The 26540-nt window shown below is 56.1% G+C and carries 21 protein-coding genes and 2 pseudogenes; 22 read left to right on the forward strand and 1 reads right to left on the reverse strand.

The features are described 5' to 3' along the window. The first annotated feature begins 195 nt into the window (after positions 1–195). The 15 genes and pseudogenes from gyrA to VQ067_RS09760 all read left to right on the forward strand — a co-directional run. Entirely contained in the window at positions 196–2967 is a 2772-nt protein-coding gene (gene gyrA, locus VQ067_RS09690; protein ID WP_012613862.1) for a DNA gyrase subunit A, read from the forward strand. Positions 2968–3054: 87 nt separating this feature from the next. Beyond that, positions 3055–4140: a 3-phosphoserine/phosphohydroxythreonine transaminase gene (gene serC / locus VQ067_RS09695; protein ID WP_003111764.1), complete on the forward strand. Its 1086-nt coding sequence runs from the start codon at positions 3055–3057 to the stop codon at positions 4138–4140. Continuing rightward, a complete protein-coding gene (gene pheA / locus VQ067_RS09700) occupies positions 4140–5237 on the forward strand; it encodes a prephenate dehydratase (RefSeq protein WP_003091446.1) in 1098 nt (365 codons plus the stop codon). Before serC ends, pheA begins: the two co-directional genes overlap by 1 nt. A gap of 68 nt (positions 5238–5305) precedes the next feature. Next, positions 5306–6415, forward strand: coding sequence for a histidinol-phosphate transaminase (hisC, locus tag VQ067_RS09705; RefSeq protein WP_003130520.1), 1110 nt, complete (start codon positions 5306–5308; stop codon positions 6413–6415). Beyond that, on the forward strand, positions 6408–8648 hold the full coding sequence (locus tag VQ067_RS09710) for a bifunctional prephenate dehydrogenase/3-phosphoshikimate 1-carboxyvinyltransferase (RefSeq protein ID WP_023091538.1): 2241 nt from the start codon (positions 6408–6410) through the stop codon (positions 8646–8648). The genes hisC and VQ067_RS09710 overlap by 8 nt, the downstream gene beginning before the upstream one ends. Continuing rightward, positions 8648–9337, forward strand: a complete 690-nt coding sequence (cmk, locus tag VQ067_RS09715) for a (d)CMP kinase (protein WP_003091443.1) — start codon at positions 8648–8650, stop codon at positions 9335–9337. The genes VQ067_RS09710 and cmk overlap by 1 nt, the downstream gene beginning before the upstream one ends. Positions 9338–9604: 267 nt before the next feature. Next, a complete protein-coding gene (gene rpsA, locus VQ067_RS09720; RefSeq protein WP_033990450.1) occupies positions 9605–11284 on the forward strand; it encodes a 30S ribosomal protein S1 in 1680 nt (559 codons plus the stop codon). Between the two features lie 136 nt (positions 11285–11420). Next, entirely contained in the window at positions 11421–11705 is a 285-nt protein-coding gene (gene ihfB / locus VQ067_RS09725) for an integration host factor subunit beta (protein ID WP_003091441.1), read from the forward strand. Between the two features lie 40 nt (positions 11706–11745). Beyond that, the gene (locus VQ067_RS09730) at positions 11746–11988 is read left to right on the forward strand and encodes a lipopolysaccharide assembly protein LapA domain-containing protein (RefSeq protein ID WP_071534085.1); all 243 of its coding nucleotides are present in this window, start codon (positions 11746–11748) and stop codon (positions 11986–11988) included. A gap of 86 nt (positions 11989–12074) precedes the next feature. Beyond that, entirely contained in the window at positions 12075–12401 is a 327-nt protein-coding gene (locus VQ067_RS09735; protein ID WP_340080823.1) for a Wzz/FepE/Etk N-terminal domain-containing protein, read from the forward strand. 9 nt (positions 12402–12410) lie between these two features. Further along, a complete protein-coding gene (locus VQ067_RS09740) occupies positions 12411–13136 on the forward strand; it encodes a hypothetical protein (protein WP_232536769.1) in 726 nt (241 codons plus the stop codon). Between the two features lie 86 nt (positions 13137–13222). Beyond that, entirely contained in the window at positions 13223–14458 is a 1236-nt protein-coding gene (locus tag VQ067_RS09745) for an oligosaccharide flippase family protein (RefSeq protein WP_015502630.1), read from the forward strand. Beyond that, entirely contained in the window at positions 14458–15465 is a 1008-nt protein-coding gene (locus tag VQ067_RS09750) for a glycosyltransferase family 2 protein (protein ID WP_340080824.1), read from the forward strand. The genes VQ067_RS09745 and VQ067_RS09750 overlap by 1 nt, the downstream gene beginning before the upstream one ends. After that, positions 15462–16697 (forward strand): hypothetical protein, encoded by a 1236-nt coding sequence (locus tag VQ067_RS09755; protein ID WP_023100414.1) that lies wholly within the window; start codon positions 15462–15464, stop codon positions 16695–16697. Before VQ067_RS09750 ends, VQ067_RS09755 begins: the two co-directional genes overlap by 4 nt. Further along, positions 16690–16833 (forward strand): annotated as a pseudogene (locus VQ067_RS09760) (polysaccharide biosynthesis protein); the annotation flags it as partial. The gene VQ067_RS09755 and the pseudogene VQ067_RS09760, both read left to right, overlap by 8 nt. A gap of 14 nt (positions 16834–16847) precedes the next feature. Here VQ067_RS09760 and VQ067_RS09765 read toward each other — a convergent pair. After that, positions 16848–18004 (reverse strand): IS3 family transposase gene (locus tag VQ067_RS09765; protein WP_105446839.1). Its coding sequence is split into 2 segments (ribosomal slippage): positions 16848–17746 and positions 17746–18004, totalling 1158 coding nucleotides; the frame shifts between segments, so codons are not numbered across the junction. A gap of 57 nt (positions 18005–18061) precedes the next feature. On the opposite strand from VQ067_RS09765, the pseudogene VQ067_RS09770 reads away from it, so the two are divergent. The 7 genes and pseudogenes from VQ067_RS09770 to VQ067_RS09800 all read left to right on the forward strand — a co-directional run. Further along, positions 18062–18973: pseudogene (locus VQ067_RS09770) on the forward strand (polysaccharide biosynthesis protein); the annotation flags it as partial. A 3-nt stretch (positions 18974–18976) separates the two neighbouring features. Next, the gene (gene wbjC / locus VQ067_RS09775) at positions 18977–20095 is read left to right on the forward strand and encodes a UDP-2-acetamido-2,6-beta-L-arabino-hexul-4-ose reductase (RefSeq protein ID WP_015502634.1); all 1119 of its coding nucleotides are present in this window, start codon (positions 18977–18979) and stop codon (positions 20093–20095) included. Between the two features lie 17 nt (positions 20096–20112). Next, positions 20113–21243 carry a non-hydrolyzing UDP-N-acetylglucosamine 2-epimerase gene (gene wecB, locus VQ067_RS09780; RefSeq protein ID WP_023094582.1) on the forward strand — a complete coding sequence of 377 codons (1131 nt, stop codon included), beginning with the start codon at positions 20113–20115 and terminating at the stop codon, positions 21241–21243. Between the two features lie 17 nt (positions 21244–21260). Next, positions 21261–22463, forward strand: coding sequence for a glycosyltransferase family 4 protein (locus tag VQ067_RS09785; RefSeq protein WP_071534865.1), 1203 nt, complete (start codon positions 21261–21263; stop codon positions 22461–22463). Then, complete coding sequence (locus tag VQ067_RS09790; RefSeq protein WP_015502635.1) at positions 22460–23404, forward strand: NAD-dependent epimerase/dehydratase family protein; 945 nt, start codon at positions 22460–22462, stop codon at positions 23402–23404. Before VQ067_RS09785 ends, VQ067_RS09790 begins: the two co-directional genes overlap by 4 nt. A gap of 100 nt (positions 23405–23504) precedes the next feature. Next, positions 23505–24530, forward strand: a complete 1026-nt coding sequence (locus tag VQ067_RS09795; protein ID WP_023093916.1) for an MraY family glycosyltransferase — start codon at positions 23505–23507, stop codon at positions 24528–24530. 12 nt (positions 24531–24542) lie between these two features. After that, a complete protein-coding gene (locus VQ067_RS09800; protein ID WP_021265047.1) occupies positions 24543–26540 on the forward strand; it encodes a polysaccharide biosynthesis protein in 1998 nt (665 codons plus the stop codon).

Raw genomic sequence — 26540 nt, forward strand, 5'->3', positions numbered from 1 at the left:
GGGCTGGGGCGTGGGCTGTGGTAAGCTCCGACGGTTATTCGAGCGCCCCGCGGAGGGGCCTCGAGAGTGCGCGAATCCTTGACTCAAGTCGTTGATTTGTAGTGAGTTGGCGCTGCTCGGGCATGCGCCGACCTACTTCGTTTGCCTCAGGATCGAGGCGGCGAAGTTCCACCAGAAAAAGGAACCAGGCTTCTCATGGGCGAACTGGCCAAAGAAATTCTCCCGGTCAATATCGAAGACGAGCTGAAACAGTCCTATCTCGACTACGCGATGAGCGTGATCGTCGGGCGGGCCCTGCCGGATGCACGTGACGGCCTGAAGCCGGTGCACCGCCGTGTGCTTTATGCCATGAGCGAGCTGGGCAACGACTGGAACAAGCCCTACAAGAAATCCGCCCGTGTGGTCGGCGACGTGATCGGTAAGTACCACCCGCACGGCGACATCGCGGTCTACGACACCATCGTGCGCATGGCGCAGCCGTTCTCGCTGCGCTACATGCTGGTAGACGGCCAGGGCAACTTCGGTTCGGTGGACGGCGACAACGCCGCAGCCATGCGATACACCGAAGTGCGCATGGCCAAGCTGGCCCACGAACTGCTGGCGGACCTGGAAAAGGAAACCGTCGACTGGGTGCCCAACTACGATGGCACCGAGCAGATCCCGGCGGTCATGCCGACCAAGATTCCCAACCTGCTGGTCAACGGTTCCAGCGGTATCGCCGTGGGCATGGCGACCAACATCCCGCCGCACAACCTCGGCGAAGTGATCGACGGCTGCCTGGCGCTGATGGACAACCCCGACCTGACCGTCGATGAGCTGATGCAGTACATCCCCGGTCCGGACTTCCCCACCGCCGGCATCATCAACGGCCGCGCCGGGATCATCGAGGCCTACCGCACCGGTCGCGGGCGCATCTACATCCGTGCCCGCGCCGTCGTCGAGGAGATGGAGAAGGGCGGCGGTCGCGAGCAGATTATCATCACCGAGCTGCCGTACCAGTTGAACAAGGCGCGGTTGATCGAGAAGATCGCCGAGCTGGTGAAAGAGAAGAAGATCGAGGGTATTTCCGAGCTGCGCGACGAGTCTGACAAGGACGGCATGCGCGTGGTCATCGAGCTGCGTCGCGGCGAGGTGGGCGAGGTGGTCCTCAACAACCTCTATGCCCAGACCCAGCTGCAGAGCGTGTTCGGCATCAACGTGGTGGCCCTGGTCGACGGCCAGCCGCGCACGCTGAACCTGAAGGACATGCTCGAGGTGTTCGTCCGCCACCGCCGCGAAGTGGTGACCCGGCGTACCGTCTACGAGCTGCGCAAGGCCCGCGAGCGCGGGCACATCCTGGAAGGCCAGGCGGTCGCCCTGTCGAACATCGATCCGGTGATCGAGCTGATCAAGAGTTCGCCGACCCCGGCCGAGGCCAAGGAACGCCTGATCGCCACTGCCTGGGAGTCCAGCGCGGTGGAAGCGATGGTCGAGCGTGCCGGCGCCGACGCCTGTCGTCCGGAAGACCTGGATCCGCAGTACGGCCTGCGCGACGGCAAGTACTACCTGTCGCCGGAACAGGCCCAGGCGATCCTCGAGCTGCGCCTGCATCGCCTGACCGGCCTGGAGCACGAGAAGCTGCTCTCCGAATACCAGGAAATCCTCAACCTGATCGGCGAGCTGATCCGCATCCTGACCAACCCGGCGCGCCTGATGGAGGTGATCCGTGAGGAACTGGAAGCGGTCAAGGCCGAATTCGGCGATGCTCGCCGCACCGAGATCGTGGCTTCCCAGGTCGACCTGACCATCGCCGACCTGATCACCGAGGAAGACCGCGTGGTGACCATCTCCCACGGCGGCTACGCCAAGTCCCAGCCGCTGGCCGCCTACCAGGCGCAGCGTCGCGGCGGCAAAGGCAAGTCCGCCACCGGGATGAAGGACGAGGACTACATCGAACACCTGCTGGTGGCCAACAGCCATGCGACCCTCCTGCTGTTCTCCAGCAAGGGCAAGGTCTACTGGCTGCGTACCTTCGAGATTCCGGAAGCCTCGCGTACCGCGCGTGGCCGGCCGCTGGTGAACCTGCTGCCGCTGGATGAGGGCGAGCGGATCACCGCGATGTTGCAGATCGACCTGGAGGCGCTGCAGCAGAACGGTGGCGCCGATGACGACCTCGACGAAGCCGAAGGCGCGGTGCTCGAGGGCGAGGTGGTTGAGGCCGCCGAGGTCGAGGAAGTCGAGGGCGAGACCGCCGAGCTGGTGGCCGAGCCGACCGGCGCCTACATCTTCATGGCCACCGCCTTCGGTACCGTGAAGAAGACCCCGCTGGTGCAGTTCAGCCGTCCGCGCAGCAGCGGCCTGATCGCGCTCAAGCTGGAAGAGGGCGACACCCTGATCGCCGCCGCGATCACCGATGGCGCCAAGGAAGTCATGCTGTTCTCCAGCGCCGGCAAGGTGATCCGCTTCGCCGAGAGCGTGGTGCGCATCATGGGCCGCAACGCCCGCGGCGTACGTGGCATGCGCCTGGGCAAGGGGCAGCAGCTGATCTCCATGCTGATTCCGGAGTCCGGGGCGCAGATCCTCACCGCCTCCGAGCGCGGCTTCGGCAAGCGTACCCCGCTGAGCAAGTTCCCGCGTCGCGGCCGCGGCGGCCAGGGGGTGATCGCCATGGTCACCAACGAGCGCAACGGCGCGCTGATCGCCGCGGTACAGGTCCAGGAAGGCGAGGAGATCATGCTGATTTCCGACCAGGGCACCCTGGTGCGGACGCGTGTCGACGAAGTCTCCCTGTCCGGCCGCAATACCCAGGGCGTAACCCTGATCAAGCTCGCCAGCGACGAGGTACTGGTCGGTCTGGAGCGTGTCCAGGAGCCGTCGGGCGGAGATGACGAGGACCTGCCCGAGGGCGAGGAAGCTGCCGAATCTCTGGGCGAGTCGGCCGAGTCCGAGTCCGAGCCCGCGGCGGAAGCGGAAGGCAACGAAGAGTAAGGCTCGGGGCGGGCGCCTGCGCCCGCCCGGCCGATGACCTCGGCGGATAACTCACGGCTATCCGCCCTACCTATAGCGAGAGTGGATGTGAGCAAGCGAGCCTTCAATTTCTGCGCCGGTCCCGCGGCGCTTCCCGACGCAGTTCTGCAACGTGCCCAGGCCGAGCTTCTCGACTGGCGGGGCAAGGGCCTTTCGGTCATGGAAATGAGCCACCGTAGTGATGACTACGTGGCCATCGCCAGCAAGGCCGAGCAGGACCTGCGCGACCTGCTCGACATTCCCTCGGACTACAAGGTGCTGTTCCTGCAGGGCGGCGCCAGCCAGCAGTTCGCCGAGATTCCGCTGAACCTGCTGCCCGAAGATGGCGTCGCCGACTATATCGATACCGGTATCTGGTCGAAGAAGGCCATCGAGGAGGCTCGTCGCTATGGCACAGTGAATGTCGCGGCCAGCGCCAAGGAGTACGATTACTTCGCCATTCCGGGTCAGAACGAGTGGACGCTGACCAAGGACGCGGCCTATGTGCACTACGCCTCCAACGAGACCATCGGCGGCCTCGAGTTCGACTGGATTCCCGAGACCGGCGACGTGCCGCTGGTCACCGACATGTCCTCCGATATCCTCTCGCGCCCGCTCGACGTGTCCCGCTTCGGCCTGATCTATGCCGGGGCGCAGAAGAACATCGGCCCGTCCGGCCTGGTGGTGGTGATCGTTCGCGAAGACCTGCTCGGCCGCGCCCGCAGCGTCTGCCCGACCATGCTCAACTACAAGATCGCCGCGGACAACGGTTCCATGTACAACACCCCGGCGACCTACTCCTGGTACCTGTCCGGCCTGGTCTTCGAATGGCTGAAGGAGCAGGGCGGGGTGACCGCGATGGAGCAGCGCAACCGCGCCAAGAAGGACCTGCTGTACAAGACCATCGATGCCAGCGACTTTTACACCAACCCGATCCAGCCGAGCGCCCGCTCCTGGATGAACGTGCCGTTCCGCCTGGCCGACGAGCGTCTCGACAAGCCGTTCCTGGAAGGCGCCGAGGCGCGCGGGCTGCTCAACCTGAAAGGCCACCGCTCGGTCGGCGGCATGCGCGCTTCCATCTACAACGCCCTTGGCCTGGACGCGGTCGAGGCGCTGGTCGCATACATGGCGGAGTTCGAGAAGGAGCACGGCTGATGGCGGACCAGGACCAGCTCAAGGCCTTGCGCCTGCGCATCGACAGCCTCGACGAGAAGTTGCTCGAGCTGATCAGCGAGCGTGCCCGTTGCGCCCAGGACGTGGCGCGAGTGAAGACCCAAACCCTGGGCGAGGGCGAGGCGCCGGTGTTCTACCGTCCCGAGCGCGAAGCCTGGGTGCTCAAGCACATCATGCAATTGAACAAGGGGCCGCTGGACAACGAAGAGGTCGCGCGGCTGTTCCGCGAGATCATGTCGTCCTGCCTGGCGCTTGAGCAGCCGCTGAAAGTGGCCTATCTCGGACCCGAGGGCACCTTTACCCAGGCCGCGGCACTCAAGCATTTCGGCAACGCGGTGATCAGCACGCCGATGGCGGCGATCGACGAGGTGTTCCGCGAGGTCGCCGCCGGCGCGGTGAACTTCGGCGTGGTGCCTGTGGAAAACTCCACCGAGGGGGCGGTCAACCATACCCTCGACAGCTTCCTCGAGCACGACATGGTGATCTGCGGCGAAGTCGAGTTGCGTATCCACCATCACCTGCTGGTCGGCGAAACCACCAAGACCGACAACATCACCCGGATCTATTCCCATGCCCAATCCCTCGCGCAATGTCGCAAGTGGCTGGACTCGCACTACCCGAGCGTCGAGCGGGTGGCGGTGTCGAGCAACGCCGACGCGGCCAAGCGGGTGAAGAGCGAGTGGAATTCGGCGGCGATCGCCGGCGACATGGCGGCCAGCCTGTACGACCTGAGCAAGCTGCACGAGAAGATCGAGGACCGCCCGGACAACTCCACGCGCTTCCTGATCATCGGCAACCAGGAGGTTCCGCCGACCGGCGACGACAAGACCTCGATCATCGTTTCCATGCGCAACAAGCCGGGAGCCCTGCACGAGCTGCTGGTACCGTTCCACAACAACGGTATCGACCTGACCCGCATCGAAACCCGCCCGTCGCGCAGCGGCAAATGGACCTACGTGTTCTTCATCGATTTCGTCGGCCACCATAAAGAACCGCTGATCAAGGACGTCCTGGAGAAGATCGGCCAGGAAGCCGTCGCCCTGAAGGTCCTGGGCTCCTATCCGAAAGCGGTGCTCTGAGCGCGCTGTCATTCCGAAGAGACGGGTCATCGATGAATGCCCCGTCCCGCGTCGAGGCTGAACTATCCATGTCCGATTTCCTTGCCCTGGCCCAGCCGGGGGTGCAAAAGCTGTCGCCCTACGTCCCTGGCAAGCCGGTGGACGAACTGGCCCGCGAGCTGGGCATCGACCCTGCGGCGATCGTCAAGCTCGCCAGCAACGAGAACCCGCTGGGTGCGAGCCCAAAGGCGCTGGAGGCTATCCGCGCCGAACTGGCGGAACTGACCCGTTATCCTGACGGCAACGGTTTCGAACTCAAGCGCAAGCTGGCCGAGCGTTGCGCGGTGGATGCGGCGCAGGTGACCCTGGGCAACGGCTCCAACGACATTCTCGACCTGGTCGCCCGTGCCTACCTCGCGCCTGGTCTGAACGCCGTGTTCAGCGAACATGCCTTCGCCGTCTACCCGATCGCCACCCAGGCCGTGGGCGCCGAGGGGCGGGCGGTCAAGGCGCGCGCCTGGGGGCATGACCTGGAAGCGATGCTCGCCGCCATCGATAGGCAAACTCGCGTGGTGTTCGTCGCCAACCCGAACAACCCGACCGGGACCTGGTTCGGTGCGGACGCCCTGGAGCGGTTCCTCGCCCAGGTGCCGGCGGAGGTGCTGGTGGTGCTGGACGAGGCCTATATCGAATACGCCGAGGGCGACGAGCTGCCCGATGGCCTGGACTACCTGGCGCACCATCCCAACCTGCTGGTCTCGCGGACCTTCTCCAAGGCCTATGGCTTGGCTTCGCTGCGGGTCGGCTACGCGCTTTCGAGCAAGGCGGTGGCCGATGTGCTCAACCGCGTGCGCCAGCCGTTCAATGTCAATAGCCTGGCCCTGGCGGCTGCCTGCGCGGCGCTGGATGACCATGACTACCTGGCGCAGAGTCGCCGCCTAAACGATTCCGGCATGGCGCAGCTGGAGGATGGCTTTCACGCGTTGGGCCTGTCCTGGATTCCCTCGAAGGGCAACTTCATCGCCGTGGATCTGGCTCGTGATGCCGGTCCGGTTTACCAGGCGCTGCTGCGCGAAGGCGTGATCGTGCGTCCGGTGGCTGGCTACGGGATGCCGACCTTCCTGCGCGTCTCCATCGGGCTGCCGGAAGAGAACGATCGTTTCCTCCAGGCGCTGGGCAAGGTGCTGGCGCATGACTGAGGTCACGCCGCTGCAACAGTCGACCCCTAAGCTGGGCCGCCTGGTGGTGGTGGGGCTGGGCCTGATCGGCGGCTCCTTCGCCAAGGGGTTGCGGAGCAAAGGGTTGTTCCGCGAAGTGGTCGGCGTGGATCGGGATGCCGAGTCTTGCCGCCTGGCGGTGGAACTCGGCGTGGTCGACCGTTGCGAGGAGGATCTTGGCCGCGCCTGCGTCGGCGCCGACGTGATCCAGCTGGCGGTGCCGATCCTGGCGATGGAACGGGTGCTGGCCGACCTGGCGAAACTCGATCTGGGCAAGGCTGTATTGACCGACGTTGGCAGCGCCAAGGGCAATATCGTGCGTGCCGCGCGTGCCGCGTTCGGCGGGATGCCGCGGTACCTGGTACCGGGGCATCCGATCGCGGGTTCCGAGCAGAGCGGAGTGACCGCGGCGAAGGCGACCCTGTTCCGCCGGCACAAGGTGATTCTCACGCCCTCCGCGGAGACCGATGCCGACGCGCTGGCGCTGGTCGACAGCCTGTGGCGCGCGCTGGGCGCGGACGTCGAGCACATGGAGGTCGAGCATCACGACGAGGTTCTGGCGGCCACCAGCCACCTGCCTCACCTGCTGGCCTTCACCCTGGTCGACTCCCTGGCCAAGCGCAGCGAGAACCTGGAGATCTTCCGCTATGCCGCCGGCGGTTTCCGTGATTTCACACGGATCGCCGGCAGCGACCCGGTGATGTGGCACGACATCTTTCTCGCCAATCGCGAGGCGGTGCTGCGTACACTGGATGTTTTTCGTGACGACCTCGACGCGCTGCGCGAGGCCGTCGACACTGGGGACGGGCACCAGTTGTTGGGCGTTTTCACGCGCGCCCGGGTAGCCCGTGAGCATTTCAGCAAAATCCTGGCCCGTCGGGCCTATGTGGACGCCATGCACAACAACGACCTGATTTATCTGGCCCAGCCGGGCGGCAGCCTGTCCGGAACCATCCGGGTACCGGGCGACAAGTCGATCTCCCATCGCTCGATCATGCTCGGCTCCCTGGCCGAAGGCACCACCGAAGTGGAGGGCTTCCTCGAGGGCGAGGACGCACTGGCAACCATCCAGGCGTTCCGCGACATGGGAGTGGTGATCGAGGGGCCGCAGAACGGCCGCGTCACCGTCCATGGCGTTGGCCTGCACGGCCTCAAGGCGCCGCCTGGGCCGATCTACCTGGGTAACTCCGGTACTTCCATGCGTCTGCTCAGCGGTCTGCTGGCGGCCCAGCCGTTCGACAGCACCCTGACCGGCGACGCTTCCCTTTCCAAGCGGCCGATGAATCGCGTAGCCAAGCCGCTGCGCGAGATGGGCGCGGTAATCGAGACGGGGCCGGAAGGCCGTCCGCCGATGACCATTCGCGGCGGCCAGCGCCTCACCGGTATGCATTACGACATGCCGATGGCCAGCGCCCAGGTGAAGTCCTGCCTGTTGCTCGCCGGGCTCTACGCCGCGGGTGAGACCTCGGTCACCGAGCCGGCGCCGACCCGCGACCACACCGAGCGCATGCTGCGCGGCTTCGGCTATCCGGTGGAAGTCGAGGGCAGCACCGCCAAGGTCGAATCCGGGCATAAGTTGAGCGCCACCCATATCGAGGTCCCGGCCGACATTTCCTCGGCAGCCTTCTTCCTGGTTGCCGCCAGTATCGCCGAAGGTTCGGAACTGGTCCTGCAGCACGTCGGCATCAACCCGACGCGCGTCGGCGTCATCGAGATCCTGCGCCTGATGGGTGGTGACCTGAGCCTGGAAAACCAGCGCGAGGTCGGCGGCGAGCCGGTCGCCGACATCCGCGTGCGCTCCGCGCGGCTCAAGGGCATCGACATTCCCGAGGACCTGGTGCCACTGGCTATCGACGAGTTCCCGGTACTCTTCGTGGCTGCCGCCTGCGCCGAGGGGCGCACGGTCCTGCGTGGCGCCGAAGAGCTGCGGGTCAAGGAGTCGGACCGTATCCAGGTCATGGCCGACGGCCTGAAGGCCCTGGGCGTGAAGGCCGAGCCGACCCCGGATGGTATCGTCATCGAGGGTGGTGCGTTCGGTGGCGGCGAAGTCTGGGCGCACGGCGACCACCGTATCGCCATGTCCTTCAGCGTCGCTTCGCTGCGCGCCAGCGGGCCGATCCGCATCCACGATTGCGCCAACGTCGCCACCTCCTTCCCCAACTTCCTCGCCCTGTGTGCCCAGACCGGTATCCGGGTCGCCGTGGAGAACAATTGATGAACGGCGCTGTACCGATGCTCGCCATCGATGGCCCCAGTGGCGCCGGCAAGGGCACGGTCGCCGGGCTGCTCGCCCGGCGCCTGGGCTGGAACCTGCTGGATTCCGGGGCGCTTTATCGGCTGTTGGCGTTCGCCGCGGTCAACCATGGTGTCGACCTGACCAATGAAGAGGCGCTGAAGGTCCTGGCTGCGCACCTCGATGTGCAGTTCGTCGCCGCCGATGGCAGCCATGGGCAGCGCATCATTCTCGAAGGCGAGGAAGTGACCGATGTGATCCGTACCGAGCAGGTCGGTGCCGGCGCCTCACAGGTCGCCGCCTTACCGGCCGTGCGCGATGCGTTGCTGCAGCGCCAGCGGGCGTTCCTCGAAGCGCCGGGGTTGGTGGCCGACGGCCGCGACATGGGCACCGTGGTGTTTCCCGATGCGCCTCTGAAGATCTTCCTCACCGCCTCGGCGGAGGAGCGTGCGCGTCGACGCTACCTGCAGTTGAAGGCGAAGGGCGCGGATGTTGACCAGTCTGCCTTGCTGGAAGAAATCCGCGAGCGCGACGAGCGCGACAGCCAGCGCGCGGTCGCGCCGCTGAAACCGGCCGATGACGCGATCCTGCTGGACTCCACCGAAATGAGCATCGAGGCGGTGGTCGAGACGATCATCCGGCACTGCGAGCGGCAGGGCTGGGACGTCTGAGGTTTCGGCGCGGGAATTGACGATACAGGGCCTGGTTGCTAATATTCCAGACCTTATGTTGTGGCGTTTTGCAGGTGCGGTGAGGGTTGCCTCTCGACTTGGATGGCGCCATCGCAGAACAACCCAACTGGGCATTCCCATTCGGGAGTGCAATCAGAAGCTAGCAGGAAACCAGCAAATTGTCCTGCGGCTTCATTTAATGACTTGACCGCATTGGCTGGTGATGCGGAATCGGGCCCTTCCGGGCCTTTGACTACAGGTATGAACATGAGCGAAAGCTTCGCAGAACTCTTTGAAGAAAGTCTGAAATCCCTCGACATGCAGCCGGGTGCCATCATCACCGGCATCGTGGTCGACATCGATGGTGACTGGGTCACCGTCCATGCCGGTCTGAAATCCGAGGGCGTCATCCCGGTCGAGCAGTTCTACAACGAACAGGGCGAACTGACCATCAAGGTGGGTGACGAAGTCCACGTCGCATTGGACGCGGTAGAAGACGGCTTTGGCGAGACCAAGCTGTCCCGCGAGAAAGCCAAGCGCGCCGAGAGCTGGATTGTTCTGGAAGCGGCTTTCGCTGCCGACGAAGTGGTCAAGGGCGTCATCAACGGCAAGGTCAAGGGCGGTTTCACCGTCGACGTCAACGGCATCCGCGCGTTCCTGCCGGGTTCGCTGGTCGACGTGCGTCCGGTTCGCGACACCACCCACCTGGAAGGCAAAGAGCTCGAGTTCAAGGTCATCAAGCTCGACCAGAAGCGCAACAACGTTGTCGTTTCCCGCCGCAGCGTCCTGGAAGCCGAGAACAGCGCCGAGCGTGAAGCTCTGCTGGAATCGCTGCAGGAAGGCCAGCAGGTCAAGGGTATCGTCAAGAACCTCACCGACTACGGCGCATTCGTGGACCTGGGCGGCGTAGACGGCCTGCTGCACATCACCGACATGGCCTGGAAGCGCATCAAGCATCCGTCCGAGATCGTCAACGTTGGCGACGAGATCGACGTCAAGGTCCTGAAGTTCGACCGCGAGCGCAACCGTGTATCCCTGGGCCTGAAGCAACTGGGCGAAGACCCGTGGGTTGCCATCAAGGCGCGTTACCCGGAAGGCACCCGCGTCATGGCCCGCGTCACCAACCTCACCGACTACGGCTGCTTCGCCGAGCTGGAAGAGGGCGTGGAAGGCCTGGTACACGTCTCCGAAATGGACTGGACCAACAAGAACATCCATCCGTCGAAAGTCGTCCAGGTTGGCGACGAAGTGGAAGTTCAGGTTCTGGACATCGACGAAGAGCGTCGTCGTATCTCCCTGGGTATCAAGCAGTGCAAATCCAACCCGTGGGAAGACTTCTCCAGCCAGTTCAACAAGGGTGACCGTATCTCCGGTACCATCAAGTCGATCACCGACTTCGGTATCTTCATCGGTCTGGACGGCGGTATCGACGGCCTGGTCCACCTGTCCGACATCTCCTGGAACGAAGTCGGCGAAGAAGCCGTACGTCGCTTCAAGAAGGGCGACGAGCTGGAAACCGTCATCCTGTCGGTCGACCCGGAGCGCGAGCGCATCTCCCTGGGCATCAAGCAGCTGGAAGACGATCCGTTCTCCAACTACGCGTCCCTGCACGAGAAAGGCAGCATCGTCCGCGGTACCGTGAAGGAAGTCGACGCCAAAGGCGCTGTCATCAGCCTGGGCGACGACATCGAAGGTATCCTGAAGGCTTCCGAAATCAGCCGTGACCGCGTCGAAGACGCGCGCAACGTCCTGAAGGAAGGCGAGGAAGTCGAAGCCAAGATCATCAGCATCGACCGCAAGAGCCGCGTCATCAGCCTCTCCGTCAAGTCCAAGGACGTCGACGACGAGAAGGACGCAATGAAAGAACTGCGTAAGCAGGAAGTAGAAAGCGCTGGTCCGACCACCATCGGTGATCTGATCCGTGCTCAGATGGGGAATCAGGGCTAAGTCTCTGATCCATCATGAAAAAGGGCGGTCTAGGCCGCCCTTTTTCGTTTTCCCCTTCTTGGACCTGTTCAAAGACTGATCAGCATGCTAAAAGAGACCTGAGCTGATCTAGCCGCTTGAAAAAGAAGGGAAAACCATGACCAAGTCGGAGTTGATCGAACGGATCGTTACCCATCAGGGGCAACTGTCCGCGAAGGATGTCGAGTTGGCAATCAAGACCATGCTGGAGCAAATGTCCCAGGCCCTGGCGACCGGGGACCGGATCGAGATCCGTGGTTTCGGCAGCTTTTCCTTGCACTACCGCGCCCCGCGCGTCGGTCGCAACCCCAAGACCGGGGAGTCGGTACGCCTCGACGGCAAGTTCGTGCCGCACTTCAAGCCGGGCAAGGAGTTGCGGGATCGGGTCAACGAGCCGGAATAAGGCTGTTTAGAGGCTTGACCTGCTTGGTATGGAGGTATTCATGCGCACGCTTAAAAGAATGCTTGTTGGGCTACTGATAGTGGTTGTGGCCTTGTCGGCAATTATTTTTACTTTGGAAAATCGTGCTCTTATCCAATTTTCCTTCTTGGGGTGGGAGACGCCTGCGATTCCGAGTGCATTGTTATTTTCATTGGTGTTTGTTGCGGGCGGTCTGCTCGGTTGGTTTTTTGGAGTTTTTGCAGGCTTTGCGCATCATAAGTCGTCAAGACAACCTTCCGTGTAGAACTTGTCGGGGATCGTGGTGTCCAATATATCTTGTTGGGCTTTTCCCCTGATAGAGTTTCCGATTGGACTGATGATGGACTGAATGTGAATAAGCAGAATTCTTCTTTGATGACGGCTGATGGTGAGGTTGACCTGGTGAAGCTGGTCAAGGAGCTTTGGGTTAACAAGGTTCTGATTCTTCTGACTACTCTTCTTGCATTAATCGGGTCTTTTACCTATGCGTATCTGAGTAAGCCTGTATATGAATATAGGGTTGCAGTAGTGCCTCCTGCTCTTGGGTCTATCGAAGGTTTCAATGTTGGTAGAAGGGAGAATGGCCTAGATGCATATACTGTTAGAAGTATCTATGCGATCTTTTCGCGCAATCTGCTTTCGGATGAGAATAAAAAAGAGTTCTTCTATAAGATATAACTTCCCCAGGTGGGTGAGGGAGCGGAAAGCGAAGATGAGCAGGAGGAGTTTTATAAGAAGTTCTCCAAAGAGGTAAAGATTGATCCTGCTAACAAGCCAGATGCAGACCGTTATACGGTAATTGTGGAGGGCACGAAGCGAGAGGTTCTTGCTACATGGGCACAAGCTTTCGTGCGTTTGGCTGCGGATCGGGCCGTGCATGAGGTTATTGATAGTGCAGGTAGAGATTTCCAGGTAAGAAATGCTGCAATGCAGAGCCGCATAACCGTGCTGCAGAATATGGCGAAGGGCCGCCGTGATGATAGAATTGCACGTTTGAAGGAGGCATTGCTGATTGCGGAGTCGCTCAAGATAGATGGCCCGCCATTAATAGAAGGGGCGTCCGAGCAACAACTCTCCTCGATCATGGATGGTGACTTGATGTACATGCGAGGAGCTAAGGCGCTGCGCGCTGAAATCAACAATCTTGAGTCGCGTAGTGTAGATGCTCCATTCATTCCTGAGTTGAGAACTCTCCAAGAGAAACTATCTTGGAACTCCAGTTTGTCTGTGGATTCTGATGCGGTGGCTGTCTACAAGGAAGACGAGGGACTCTCTTTTTCAAATCAACCCATTAAGCCGAAGAAGATTCTTATAGTTACTATAGGTACTTTGGCAGGATTGATAATTGGAATTCTACTCGCAGTGCTCGCTGGTTTTATAAGGAAGCTTCGTAGCGATGGCTCTCTTCGCTAAGTTTTGATCTAAACCCTGATGCCACTTACTGGCATCAGGGTTTACTTGTTGTAGTTGTTGAATTGTATTAGGGGGTATCGAGTAGAATGTCAATAAGGCGGGGCGTTTTCTACTCCGGTATATCCATGGGCAGCAACTATCTTTTGCCTCTTGCTGCGATTCCTTTTCTCACGAGAACATTGTCAAGCGAAGCGTTTGGCCAATTGGTGATTGCCCAGGCCGTGGCTGTCATTCTATGTCAACTGGTAGACTTTGGATTTATTCTGGCAGGATCAAGAAAGGCTGCCATTATCGATAACAAAGTTGAACTGTCTAGTTTCTTTTCTGTTGTACAGAGTGCTAGATTCTTATTGTTGCTGCTTTCACTTTTAGTGCTGGCCATTTTGGCTGTATCTTCTATTTTACCAATCCCCTTGCTTGTATTGGTTGCGGCTGCTCTTCCGGCAGTAGTTGGAAATTATCTTCAAGCAGTATGGTTCTTTCAGGGAAGAGCGCTGTTTGGATGGTTGGCGCTTACCAATTTTTTGTCTAAGGTATTTTATTTCCTATTGGTCGTTTTTTTTGTCACGAAGGATTCTGACCTTGTGCTGGCTTCGTTGGGGTTTGGTTTTTCCTATGTCATAGGTGGAAGTGCTCTCTGTTGTATTTTATTTTCTATGGGAATACGGTGGCGCCCGGTTCTCGAGAAAGACAGAATTCTCGATATATTGCGTGACGGTGCTCGATCTTTTCTTTCTCTGGCTTTTCTTAGCTTGCACATGCAAGTGCTCGTTGCGGCGGTTGGTGTTGTTGGTGGAGCCTCCGCGGCCGGAGTGCTTTCTACTGCGGATAAATTCCTTCGCGGGATCGCGGCTGCTACTTCACCCATAGCTAGCGCTCTATTTCCGACTTTTAGCAGGATGTATGCGAGTGCCGACCCGGCAGTCGGCAGTTTAAGAAGGAAAGCGCTAGGTCTGATGTTACTAATAGCTATTCCTAGTTGTTTATTTCTTTTCTTATTTTCTGAATACATTTCATATCTCCTATTCCCGGAACAGTCCAGAGGTCTAACTGTTGTAATAAGAATGTTTTCGATAGTGCCAGTGTTTGCTTGTATTGGTGTTCTGTATGGAGGGTTGACTCTTGTTCCTTCTGGGTATGATGGTGTATATTTGCGAGCAATTTTTTTTGCGGAATTGGGCGGGGTATTAACATTTATCCTCTTGGCGCTTTGGGGGGATGAGCTTTTTGGAGCGTGGACGCTGGTCGTTACAGAGGTCTCTTTGGGGATGGGAATGTTTTTCCTGGCCACGGTTAAGTTGAGAGAGAAAAGGGGACTTTGATGTTGTTGAGTGTCGTCGTTAGTACTTGGCGTCGTCCCAAGGAACTAAAATTGGTCCTGGCCGGCCTTGTAGCGCAGTCTCTGGCTTTTAAGGATTTTGAAGTTATTGTTGTCGACAGTAATAGTGGTGATGAAACACCCGATGTGGTCCGCGAGTTCGAAGCGGTTCAGGGCTTCAACGTCCGTCTTGAGCAGGCTGAGCTGAATTCGGCTAGTGCAAAACGAAATAAAGGCGTTCGTTTAGCGAAGGGGCGCTACGTAGTGCTTCTTGATGATGATTGTGTGCCAGATCCTGCTCATCTCTCGAATTTTCTGAACGCTGCTAACTCTCGAAGGGGGGAACGCGTTATCTGGTGCGGTGGTGTCAGATTTTCTTGCTCATTGGTGTCGACGAGTAATTACTATCGCTATAGGGATAGTTGTCACTTCTCTGCTGACAAGCCGCTGCCCAACTCCTTGGGGTATAAAACTATTGTTACCATGAATATGCTTGCTGAGAGGGATATTCTGCTCCAAGATAATGCTCTTTTTGATGAGCGATTTGTTGGATACGGCTTTGAAGATACGGAGTTTGGGTTAAGGGTTGGCAAGCTTGGTTATTCTGTTCTTCCTTGTCGGGCTGAAATCGAGCATGTCGAACCGGAAGGCAGTATTTCGAAGTTCTGTCGCAAGTACTATCATGCCGCCCGTGACGGAATGCCGGAATTCATGAAAGTTGCAACAACTGATGACCTTGAGACTCTTGGTCCTATACGATGGATGGAGCCGGGCTTTGCTTTGTCAAGCAAGTTTCAGAGTCTATTCAGAGCAGTGCTGTGTCTTGCGCTGGAGTCAAAGTTTTCAAATATTCTTATTCATTCTCTAGAGAAAACGGACTCTATTATTCGATGGCTCTACTCTAGAGCTGCTTATAGGCTCGTTTTGGCCTCATCCTATCGGAAGGGGGTTCTCGATAGAAAGTCGAAACTTTCCAAAGAGAAAGCAAACAAAGATGGGTGGTACTCGTGAAGCAGAGAAGCGTTGCTCTGGTTCTCCTTTTTGTGTTTCTCTTTCATATTCTCCGAAATCTATCCGGTGCGTATTATTTAGTTCTTGCTGGGTTTTGTGGGCTGTTTTTTCTCTTATTTATTAATAACTGGAGGGATATTAAATATAGCGCATTAGGAATATTTGTTATTTTCTTCTGGACGTATGCCTCGCTCGTTTCGGTGTTATGGTTCGATCTATATGGAGACTATTCCATAGGGATTTTCAGGTTGTGGGCATCATTACCTCTTCTCTTTGTTGCTATGGTTCTTGCCAGAGATAATCTAAAAGTGCCCATGCAACTTATTTCATTTTTCTTCAGTCTGGCGGCTCTTTCTTTTCTCTGGCAGTATGTATTTGGACCTATAGAATGGTTCGCTGAAGCCAGTGAGCGTGCTGGGGGCGCCCGTTTTGCATCATTGGTAGGAAGTTTGACCGCATATGGTGTTATGGTGGGAGTTCCCGCACTTGCTTCACTCTTTTATCTAAAGGGTTGGGCGCGCGTGGTATGTTTCTTTCTTCTTTGCTTGGGGGCGATGCTGTCGCTGCAGAAAGCTGCTCTGGCCAATATCGTCATTGTCTTATTCTTTGCCTATTGGCTAAAACTGATCAAAAAGACATACTTGTTTTTCACCTTCCTTCTTGCAGGGCTGGGTTTATCTGTATTTTTCCTTGCAGACTTCGGGGCTGGCAGTCTGGAAACCGTGCATCGACTGATTGTCGGGCTCCTCACCTCCGATTCCTCAGTCTCGCAAGATGTTCCATTCTTCGAATCCATATTCGATCGGGTAACTGCACTGCCTTTGGAAACATTGTCTTTCTACGGTAGCGAGATACTTGTTTTGGGCGCGGGCGTTTTTGGGGGAGGGGGGGTTCTAGGGTATGCGCAATATCCAATGGCGCACAATGGTATTGTCGAGCTGCTTTGCATCTATGGTTTCATTTTTGGTGGCTTGGCTGTTCTTTTGCTATTGTTGCTTTTTGTCTACTCTGTATTTTTGCTTGTCTTCCGGCGAAGAAAAACAGCTTGTACAGAGTTAGGCTTCTTATGCTCTGCATTTATAATCTGGTTCGTTAATTATGTCTTTAGCGGCGGTGGGCTTTTCCATCCGGTAGGGGCTGCATTGTTCTGGCTCGTTGTTTTTCGCTTTCTTTATATTTTGAGGCGGAAAAGGGACGTTGAACACATTAGTAAAGAGGTGGTGTATGGATAAGAACTCTGTTCTGTTAATTACCGGTGGAACTGGTTCCTTTGGAAATGCCGTTTTGAAGCGTTTTCTGGATACAGATATTGGTGAAATACGTGTATTCAGTCGGGATGAGAAGAAGCAAGATGATCTTGCCCAGCAGCCGTGGACACGGGTTTAAGCACACATCCTGGCCTCGAAGGCCTCTGGGCTGATGTGCCCCAGCGTGCTGTGTCGCCGCTGGCGGTTGTAATCGGTTTCGACGTATTCAAACACGGTTTCACGCATCTGGGCGCGGCTCGTGAAGCGCTCGCCGTGGATGCACTCGACCTTCAGGCTGTGGAAGAAGCTCTCTGCACAGGCATTGTCGTAGCAGTTGCCTTTGGCGCTCATGCTGCATCGCAAGTGATGGGCGCGGATCAGCTCCTGGTAAGCCGCTGAGCAGTACTGGCTGCCGCGGTCGCTATGCACGATCACGTCATTAGGCTGCCTACGTCGCCACAGCGCCATGTGCAAGGCATCGCAAACCAAGTCGGCCGTCATGCGTTCGTTCATGGCCCAGCCGATCACCATCCGTGAATACAGATCGATGACCACTGCCAGATACAGCCAGCCTTCCTCCGTATACAGGTAGGTGATGTCACCCACCCATTTCTGATTTGGCGCAGATGCCTTGAAATCCTGCTTGAGCAAGTTCTCTGCCACTGGCAGGGAGTGCTGAGAATTGGTCGTGGCCTTGAACTTCTTGGCGGCCTTGGCACGCAGTCCTTGCCGTTGCATCGAGGCGGCTACCGTCTTGCGATTGCAGGGTAGGCCGGCTTCCCGCAGGTCGTGGCAAAGCCGTGGAGCCCCGCTGCGGCCCTTGCGTGCGCTGTATGCCTGAGCGACCTGCCGATCCAGTTCGGCTCTTCGCCGCTGGCGCATTGACGGCCTGCGAGAGCACCAAGCGTAGTAACCGCTGCGGGCAACGCCCAACACGCGACACATGGCCTGGATCGAGAAATGCGCGGTATGAGTCCTCATGAAGGCGTACTTCACTTGAGGCTCTTGGCAAAGTACGCGGCGGCCTTTTTTACGATGGCCAGCTCCTCGGCGTGCTCGGCCAACAGCCGCTTGAGTCGGGCATTCTCGTCGGCCAGCGACTGCTCGCGCTCGCTGCCGGACTGAGTCTGGTGCTTCTTGCTCCGCCAGCCGTAGAGCTGGGAAGCATGCAGGCCGAGCTGTTCGGCAGCCTTGCTGACGCCAATGCGCTCGGCCAAAGCCAGCGCTTCGTCCTTGTAGGCTTGGGAATGGCGGGTGCGGGTCTGTTTCATTGGGGTTGCTTGTCTTGCCATGATTCACCTCGTTGCAGTTTATCGCTTAACGGGGTGTCCACTGGGACTGGGCAAGATCAAGATGATATGCGTAAGTGCTATGCTCACCCCAAGTTGAGGTTTTATATTGGAGATGTCCGCGACTATCAAAGCACTCTGAATGCTACTCGCGGTGTGGACTACATTTTCCATGCGGCTGCATTGAAACAGGTTCCCTCTTGTGAGTTCTACCCGATGGAGGCTGTGAAGACCAATGTCATCGGAACGGAAAATGTCCTCGAATCTGCTATCCAGAATGGCGTCAAAAAAGTCGTTTGTCTGAGTACGGATAAGGCAGTTTACCCAATCAATGCCATGGGTATTTCAAAGGCCATGATGGAAAAGGTCATGGTCGCCAAGTCTCGAAACCTGGAACGCACTCCTACCGTAATTTGTGGCACCCGTTATGGTAACGTCATGGCTTCAAGGGGCTCGGTCATTCCTCTCTTTATCGAGCAAATGCGATCAGGCCAGCCTCTCACAATCACTGATCCAAACATGACACGTTTCATGATGACGCTTACGGATGCCGTAGACCTTGTGCTTTATGCTTTCGAGCATGGTACCAATGGAGATCTTTTTGTACAGAAAGCACCGGCTGCAACCATCGAGGTGCTGGCTCATGCGCTTACTCAATTGCTTGGCAAGAATGGTTATCCTATCAATGTAATAGGTACGCGTCATGGAGAGAAGCTTTATGAGGCGCTTCTTAGTCGAGAGGAAATGGCCTGTGCTGAAGACATGGGTGACTATTATCGTATCCCCCCAGATTTGCGTGATCTGAACTATAGTAAGTTTGTGGAGCAAGGCGAGGAAAAAATTACTCATACAGAGGACTATAATTCTCATAATACCAAACGTCTGGATGTCGAAGGAATGAAAAAGCTGTTGCTGAAGTTGGATTTCATTCGTGCTATTCAGCGTGGCGAGAGTGCCAGTCCAGAGGAATAAACGATGAAAGTTCTTGTAACTGGCGCGAATGGATTTGTTGGAAGGAATCTGTGCGCTCATCTTGCAGAGCGGGGTGGTATCGAGGTGGTGCCATTCACCCGCGAGAGTAGTGTTGGTAATTTGCCTGAGCTAATTCGTTCCGTCGATTTTATTTTTCATCTTGCCGGGGTCAATCGTCCGGAAAAACCAGAAGAGTTTAAGATCGGGAATTCCGAACTCACGTATGCTCTGTGTGAGGCGGTAAGGTCCAATGGACGAGCCATACCACTTCTTTATACTTCATCCATTCAGGCTGAGGTGGATAATGAGTACGGTTTAAGCAAGCGAGCCGCAGAAGAGCATCTCCAAGTGCTAGGTGAGGATATTGGTTGTCCTGTCTACATATTTCGCCTTCCTAATGTATTCGGTAAATGGTCGCGTCCGAATTATAATTCAGCGGTTGCGACTTTTTGTCATAATATTATTCGAGATATTCCGATTCAAATTAACGATTCCTCGGCAGAGATCACTCTTGTATACATAGATGATGTGGTTCGCACCTTCATGAAAGTCATGGATGGGAAGCTATCCAATGCAGTTTCACTACAGGTCGAGCCCCAGTATCAGATTTCTGTTGGTGAGCTCGCAGAACAATTGTATGAGTTTCGTGATAGTCGAAAGTCACTGACTACCGCAAGGGTTGGCTCGGGATTGACGCGCGCCTTGTACTCGACTTATCTAAGTTTCTTGCCAGAAGATAGTTTTAGTTACGACGTGCCAATGCATTCGGATCCGCGTGGCACATTCGTCGAGATGCTGAAGACCGCGGACTCTGGCCAGTTCTCGTTTTTTACGGCTCATCCAGGTGTTACCAGGGGCGGGCATTACCATCACTCGAAAACCGAAAAGTTTCTGGTTATCAAAGGGATGGCACGTTTCAAGTTTAGAAACATCCTGACCGGGGCATTTTACGAAATTTGCACTAATGGTGAAAAGGCAGAAATTGTCGAAACAGTACCTGGATGGACTCATGACATTACTAATGTCGGAACTGACGATATGGTAGTCATGTTGTGGGCTAACGAAGTATTTGATCGGGAAAATCCGGATACCTACGCTTGTTCAGTAGGCGAAGGTGCGTAAGGTATAGTGAGATAACAATGCAGAAGCTAAAAGTCGTTACGGTTGTTGGAACTCGTCCTGAGATTATTCGCTTGTCTAGGGTCATGGCGAAGCTTGATCAGTACTGCGATCATGTACTTGTCCATACTGGACAGAATTATGATTACGAACTTAATGAAATATTTTTTCAGGACCTCGGTATAAGAAAGCCGGATTATTTTCTAAACGCCGCCGGGTCTTCCGGGGCTGAAACGATAGGGAATGTAATAATCGCAGTCGATCGTGTTCTGGGCGAAATAGATCCCGATGCGCTGCTCGTGCTGGGTGATACCAATAGTTGTATGGCGGTACTGCCTGCAAAACGGCGTAAGATACCGACCTTTCATATGGAAGCAGGCAATCGCTGTTTCGATATGCGTGTGCCTGAAGAGATAAATCGGCGCATTGTCGATCATACAGCTGATGTAAATTTGACCTATAGTACAATTGCGCGTGATTATCTCTTGCGTGAAGGACTTTCTCCAGACATGGTTATCAAGACTGGTAGCCCTATGTTCGAAGTTCTCGAGCACTATCGTGACGGGATCGAGTCCTCCGATATTCTTGAAAGGCTCGGGTTGAAAACAGAGCGGTTCTTTGTCGTGAGTGCGCACCGAGAGGAAAACATAGATTCGGATAAGAATTTCTTGAAGTTGGTTTCTATGCTCAACGCTGTGGCAGAAAAGTACTCGCTGCCCGTCATCGTATCAACTCACCCTAGAACAAAAAAGAGAATTGAGGCGACGGGGGCAAAGTTTCACGAGGGTATTAAACTGCTGAAACCCCTCGGCTTTAAGGATTACAATAAACTGCAAATTACAGCCAAGGCAGTTATTTCTGACAGTGGGACCATCAGTGAGGAGTCTTCAATACTGAATTTTCCCGCTTTGAATATTCGTGAGGCTCATGAACGCCCAGAAGGCATGGAAGAGGCTGTGGTGATGATGGTCGGACTGGATTCGGATCGAGTACTACAAGCACTCGAGGTGTTGGAGGGACAGAGGCGCGACGCAGAGCGCATGTTACGCTTGGTCGCTGACTATAGCATGCCCAACGTTTCTGAAAAGATTGTTCGCATAGTTCATAGCTATCGGGACTATGTCATGCGAACTGTCTGGAAAAAATATTAACTTGAGGCGTGGAGTTGATGGCAAGGATATTTGTGGTTTCTGAGTATGTCGGTGCCAATCAGAACTCCACGGGATACTATTGGGAGAAGATAATAGGAAAGATGCAGCGGGAGTTTGGTGGGCTAACCGTAATTTTCCCGCTGACCGCAGGTGAAACCCCGCCTGTGGTTTCACCTTCCGTTGAGCAAGAATGCTTTAAGTTTCCGAGGAGCAATAAGAATAGGCTCCTTTCTAGAGGATTAGCGCAGATTTTTCAGGCGTTTCTGTTCTCAGTAAAATTGACTTCTCGTGCCAGACGAGGAGATGTGGTATTGAGTGGAACCAACCCTGCTCTTCTACTGATGACGTTTCCCTTGCTAAGGTATGCCCTCGGTTTCAAGTGGGTGCTGCTGGTGCATGATGTGTTTCCCGAGAACTTGGTGCCGGCGGGCGTTCTGAAGAAAGATAGTATTGCCTACCGGCTTCTACGTCGTCTCTTTTCTTTCATTTACTCATCCGCTGATCGTCTAGTCGTAATAGGGCGCGATATGGAAGCTCTTATGAAAGAGAAGGTGAATGACCCGCGATCTTTGGTCTTTATTTCGAATTGGGCCTGTGAGAAAGAGGTTTTCCCAGTACCGAGAGAGGATGCTCCTTTTATCAATATTCCTGAATGGAAAGGTAAAAGGGTTTTCCAATTTTTTGGTAATGTCGGTCGATTACAAGGTATAGAAAACATACTTTCTGCTATTCAGTTGGTTAAAAACGAGAAGGCGGTTTTTGCTTTTATTGGAGATGGTGCCTTGGTCGACAGTGTAAAAAAACACGCGCTGGAAGATCAGTGTGCTCGGTTGAGGTATTTTGGAAGGCTGCCATTAGCCGAAAAGAATTTTGGTTTGGCTGCCTGTGACGTTGCCTTAGTTACCTTAGAAGAAGGAATGTTCGGGCTTGGGGTTCCCAGCAAGGCATATTTCTCCATGGCAGCAGACAAACCGATTCTAGCTGTCATGGAAAAAGGGGCTGAAATCTCCCGTATAATAGATGAGACCGGAATCGGTTGGAACTGTCCGCCGAATGATCCGGTTGCTTTGGCAAGATTGATCGATGAGATTTGTGAACTCGACTTGTCTAGTTTAGGCGGAGTCCCGCGGAGTGTCCTTCAGCAAAATTATTCTGAATATATTTCATTGGAAAAATTCGCTGCCTGTGTTCGACCGCTTCTGTCTGAGTCGAAAATATGATGAAGGTGCTGGTAACCGGGGCTAGCGGTTTTGTCGGGAGTGCGCTTTGCAGGTCGCTTGCTGCCGGCCCCTTTCAGGTTGTCGGACAAGTACGATCCCTGTGCAATCCTGTTACGGGGGTTGAGTATGTTCGAGCGGAGCTGAAAGAGAGCACTAAGCTTGATGCTGCGCTGCGGGGTGTTGAATGTGTAGTTCATCTAGCTGGACGAGCCCATATCTTTGGAAGGCAGCGTGATTCACTAGATATTTTTCGGAAGGTGAATCGCGATGCTACTCTGGCGCTTGCTCGGCAGGCGATCGAAGCATCTGTAAAGCGTTTCATTTTTGTTAGTTCTATTGGTGTAAATGGCGCTTTAACCAAAGAAAAGCCCTTCGATGAGAACTCCAAGCCGGCTCCTCATGCAGAATATGCGATTTCAAAGTTTGAGGCTGAAGTAGCGCTTCGGGAGCTTTTCAAGCAGTCCTCAACAGAACTTGTTATCGTCAGGCCTCCACTCGTTTACGACTGGAATGCTCCTGGAAATTTCTCGCGATTGTTGAAGCTGGTTGCTTCGGGACTTCCTCTTCCATTTGGTTGCATAGATAACCGACGAAGTTTTGTTTCTCTGGATAATTTAGTTGACTTTCTAGCTTGCTGTATGACGCACCCTTCTGCTGCCGGCGAACTGTTTTTGGTATCCGATGGTCAGGAGATTTCTACCAAGCAACTGGTGACTGCGCTTGCTGCGGGAATGGGGCGTCGCCCCATCATGTGGCCTGTTCCTAGGTTTATTCTGAGGTTTCTTAAATTAGTAGGAAAGGGTGGGTTATACACTCAGTTATGCTGCTCACTAGAGGTCGACTCGTCGAAAGGCAGGCTTTTGCTTGGTTGGGAACCCCGCAAGAGCACCCTTTCCGCGTTGGAAGATGTTGGTAGAATATATGTCAAACGTACTGAATGATTATCTGCAGGCGCTTTGCTACTAGCATGGCGTACCACGCAGAACAATCGAATAGAACCCTGTTGAAGGGGTGAGAGTATTTTTGGGGATAAATTTATAAATGGAAGAATGGTATTTGTTACTCGCTGCAGCTGGGGTTTCGGGACTGCTTACAGGCCTCTTGCGTCGTTATGCCTTAGCGAGGAGCTTACTTGACACCCCTAACTCTCGAAGTTCCCATGTCGTTCCCACTCCACGCGGAGGAGGGGTCGCCATTGTAGTTACTTTTTGTCTCATGCTGCCTATTTGGGCTGTACTGGGAAATATCTCATGGGCCGTGTCCTGGGCTTTACTTCTCGCTGGCGGCGGGGTTGCCATTATTGGATTCATGGATGATCACGGTCATATCGCCGCACGCTGGCGTCTGCTGGGACATTTTAGTGCAGCCTTGGTCTCATTGTACTTTTTGAATGGCATACCACCATTTCAGATTGTTGGTGTCAGTTGGGACCTGGGGTGGTTCGGAGGACTTCTCTTTGCTTTCTATCTCGTGTGGTTGCTGAATCTCTATAACTTCATGGATGGGATCGATGGACTTGCTAGCCTTCAGGCCATTTTTGTCTGTGTTGGTGGGGCATTATTATACTGGCTGAATGGCCAACTGACGCAGGCTTTGCTCCCCTTATCGCTAGCTTTTGCCGTTTTTGGATTCTTGTTCTGGAATTTTCCACCCGCAAAAATTTTCATGGGAGATGCGGGTAGTGGTTTTCTGGGGATTGTTTTAGGAATTCTTTCCATTCATGCCATGTGGATGAATACGAATTTTTTCTGGGCATGGTTGGTCCTGTTAGGCGTTTTCATCGTCGATGCGACCTATACCCTGATTCGTCGCTTGCTGAGAGGGGACAAGGTGTATGAGGCTCATCGAAGCCATGCCTATCAATACGCAAGCCGATACTATGGAAAGCATGCTCCTGTTACGATTGGCGTCACGGCATTGAACGTCATCTGGCTCCTCCCTATAGCCTTGTTGGTCGGGAGTGGGTCTCTAGAGCCTTTGATGGGCATCGTCATAGCCTACGTCCCTCTCGTTTTTCTGGCAGTGAGGTTCAAGGCGGGTAAGCTAGAGTCGTCCGCTCAGGCCTAAAGGAGTAGGGGAATGCTAGATCGTTTAAGAGTAAAGTTGTTATCCATGCCTCGTCGCTGGAAACGTTTGCTTCAAGTGGCTACGGATATCCTTCTGGTATGGCTGTCTCTGTGGCTCGCTTTTGTGGTCCGTCTAGGCACAGACGATATGATCGACGTGTTCGGCGAGCATGCATGGCTTTTCATCACTGCGCCGGTCATCGCCATTCCACTATTCATTCGCTTCGGCATGTATCGCGCGGTGATGCGCTATCTCGGTAACGACGCATTGATCGCCATCGCCAAGGCGGTGACCATCTCGGCTCTGGTGCTGTCGCTGGTGGTGTACTGGTATCGTGGCGCGCCGGCGCCGGTGCCGCGTTCCCTGGTGTTCAACTACTGGTGGTTGAGCATGCTGCTGATCGGCGGCTTGCGTCTGGCCATGCGCCAGTATTTCATGGGCGACTGGTACTCTGCTGTGCAGTCGGTACCATTTCTCAACCGCCAGGATGGCCTGCCCAGGGTGGCTATCTATGGCGCGGGGGCGGCCGGCAACCAGTTGGTTGCGGCGTTGCGTCTCGGTCGGGCGATGCGTCCGGTGGCGTTCATCGATGACGACAAGCAGATCGCCAACCGGGTCATTGCCGGTCTGCGGGTCTATACCGCCAAGCATATCCGCCAGATGATCGACGAGACGGGCGCGCAGGAGGTTCTCCTGGCGATTCCTTCCGCCACTCGGGCCCGGCGCCGAGAGATTCTCGAGTCCCTGGAGCCGTTCCCGCTGCACGTGCGCAGCATGCCCGGCTTCATGGACCTGGCCAGCGGCCGGGTCAAGGTGGATGACCTGCAGGAGGTGGACATCGCTGACCTGCTGGGGCGCGACAGCGTCGCACCGCGCAAGGAGCTGCTGGAACGGTGCATCCGCGGTCAGGTGGTGATGGTGACCGGGGCGGGCGGCTCTATCGGTTCGGAACTCTGTCGGCAGATCATGAGTTGTTCGCCTAGCGTGCTGATCCTGTTCGAGCACAGCGAATACAACCTCTATAGCATCCATCAGGAACTGGAGCGTCGGATCAAGCGCGAGTCGCTTTCGGTGAACCTGTTGCCGATCCTCGGTTCGGTGCGCAATCCCGAGCGCCTGGTGGACGTGATGCGTACCTGGAAGGTCAATACCGTCTACCATGCGGCGGCCTACAAGCATGTGCCGATCGTCGAGCACAACATCGCCGAAGGCGTTCTCAACAACGTGATAGGCACCTTGCATGCGGTGCAGGCCGCGGTGCAGGTCGGCGTGCAGAACTTCGTGCTGATTTCCACCGACAAGGCGGTGCGGCCGACCAACGTGATGGGCAGCACCAAGCGCCTGGCGGAGATGGTCCTTCAGGCGCTCAGCAACGAATCGGCGCCGGTGCTGTTCGGTGACCGGAAGGACGTGCATCACGTCAACAAGACCCGTTTCACCATGGTCCGCTTCGGCAACGTCCTCGGTTCGTCCGGCTCGGTCATTCCGCTGTTCCGCGAGCAGATCAAGCGCGGCGGCCCGGTGACGGTCACCCACCCGAGCATCACCCGTTACTTCATGACCATTCCCGAGGCGGCGCAGTTGGTCATCCAGGCCGGTTCGATGGGGCAGGGCGGAGATGTATTCGTGCTGGACATGGGGCCGCCGGTGAAGATCTTGGAGCTCGCCGAGAAGATGATCCACCTGTCCGGCCTGAGCGTGCGTTCCGAGCGTTCGCCCCATGGTGACATCGCCATCGAGTTCAGTGGCCTGCGTCCTGGCGAGAAGCTCTACGAAGAGCTGCTGATCGGTGACAACGTGAATCCCACCGACCATCCGATGATCATGCGGGCCAACGAGGAACACCTGAGCTGGGAGGCCTTCAAGGTCGTGCTGGAGCAGTTGCTGGCCGCCGTGGAGAAGGACGACTACTCGCGGGTTCGCCAGTTGCTGCGGGAAACCGTCAGCGGCTATGCGCCTGACGGTGAAATCGTCGACTGGATCTATCGCCAGAGGCGGCGAGAACCCTGA

It is taken from the genome of Pseudomonas sp. KBN12P06040, assembly GCF_037574965.1.
Taxonomy (GTDB): Bacteria; Pseudomonadota; Gammaproteobacteria; order Pseudomonadales; family Pseudomonadaceae; genus Pseudomonas; species Pseudomonas aeruginosa.

Excerpts from the sequence above, each read along its gene's own strand:
- gyrA (WP_012613862.1), top strand. The coding sequence starts at position 196 with ATGGGCGAACTGGCCAAAGAAATTCTCCCGGTCAATATCGAAGACGAG.
- rpsA (WP_033990450.1), top strand. The coding sequence starts at position 9,605 with ATGAGCGAAAGCTTCGCAGAACTCTTTGAAGAAAGTCTGAAATCCCTC.
- VQ067_RS09800 (WP_021265047.1), top strand. The coding sequence starts at position 24,543 with ATGCTAGATCGTTTAAGAGTAAAGTTGTTATCCATGCCTCGTCGCTGG.
- VQ067_RS09730 (WP_071534085.1), top strand. The coding sequence starts at position 11,746 with ATGCGCACGCTTAAAAGAATGCTTGTTGGGCTACTGATAGTGGTTGTG.
- cmk (WP_003091443.1), top strand. The coding sequence starts at position 8,648 with ATGAACGGCGCTGTACCGATGCTCGCCATCGATGGCCCCAGTGGCGCC.
- VQ067_RS09795 (WP_023093916.1), top strand. The coding sequence starts at position 23,505 with ATGGAAGAATGGTATTTGTTACTCGCTGCAGCTGGGGTTTCGGGACTG.
- VQ067_RS09790 (WP_015502635.1), top strand. The coding sequence starts at position 22,460 with ATGATGAAGGTGCTGGTAACCGGGGCTAGCGGTTTTGTCGGGAGTGCG.
- VQ067_RS09750 (WP_340080824.1), top strand. The coding sequence starts at position 14,458 with ATGTTGTTGAGTGTCGTCGTTAGTACTTGGCGTCGTCCCAAGGAACTA.
- wecB (WP_023094582.1), top strand. The coding sequence starts at position 20,113 with ATGCAGAAGCTAAAAGTCGTTACGGTTGTTGGAACTCGTCCTGAGATT.
- hisC (WP_003130520.1), top strand. The coding sequence starts at position 5,306 with ATGTCCGATTTCCTTGCCCTGGCCCAGCCGGGGGTGCAAAAGCTGTCG.
- pheA (WP_003091446.1), top strand. The coding sequence starts at position 4,140 with ATGGCGGACCAGGACCAGCTCAAGGCCTTGCGCCTGCGCATCGACAGC.
- VQ067_RS09785 (WP_071534865.1), top strand. The coding sequence starts at position 21,261 with ATGGCAAGGATATTTGTGGTTTCTGAGTATGTCGGTGCCAATCAGAAC.
- ihfB (WP_003091441.1), top strand. The coding sequence starts at position 11,421 with ATGACCAAGTCGGAGTTGATCGAACGGATCGTTACCCATCAGGGGCAA.
- VQ067_RS09710 (WP_023091538.1), top strand. The coding sequence starts at position 6,408 with ATGACTGAGGTCACGCCGCTGCAACAGTCGACCCCTAAGCTGGGCCGC.
- VQ067_RS09745 (WP_015502630.1), top strand. The coding sequence starts at position 13,223 with ATGTCAATAAGGCGGGGCGTTTTCTACTCCGGTATATCCATGGGCAGC.
- wbjC (WP_015502634.1), top strand. The coding sequence starts at position 18,977 with ATGAAAGTTCTTGTAACTGGCGCGAATGGATTTGTTGGAAGGAATCTG.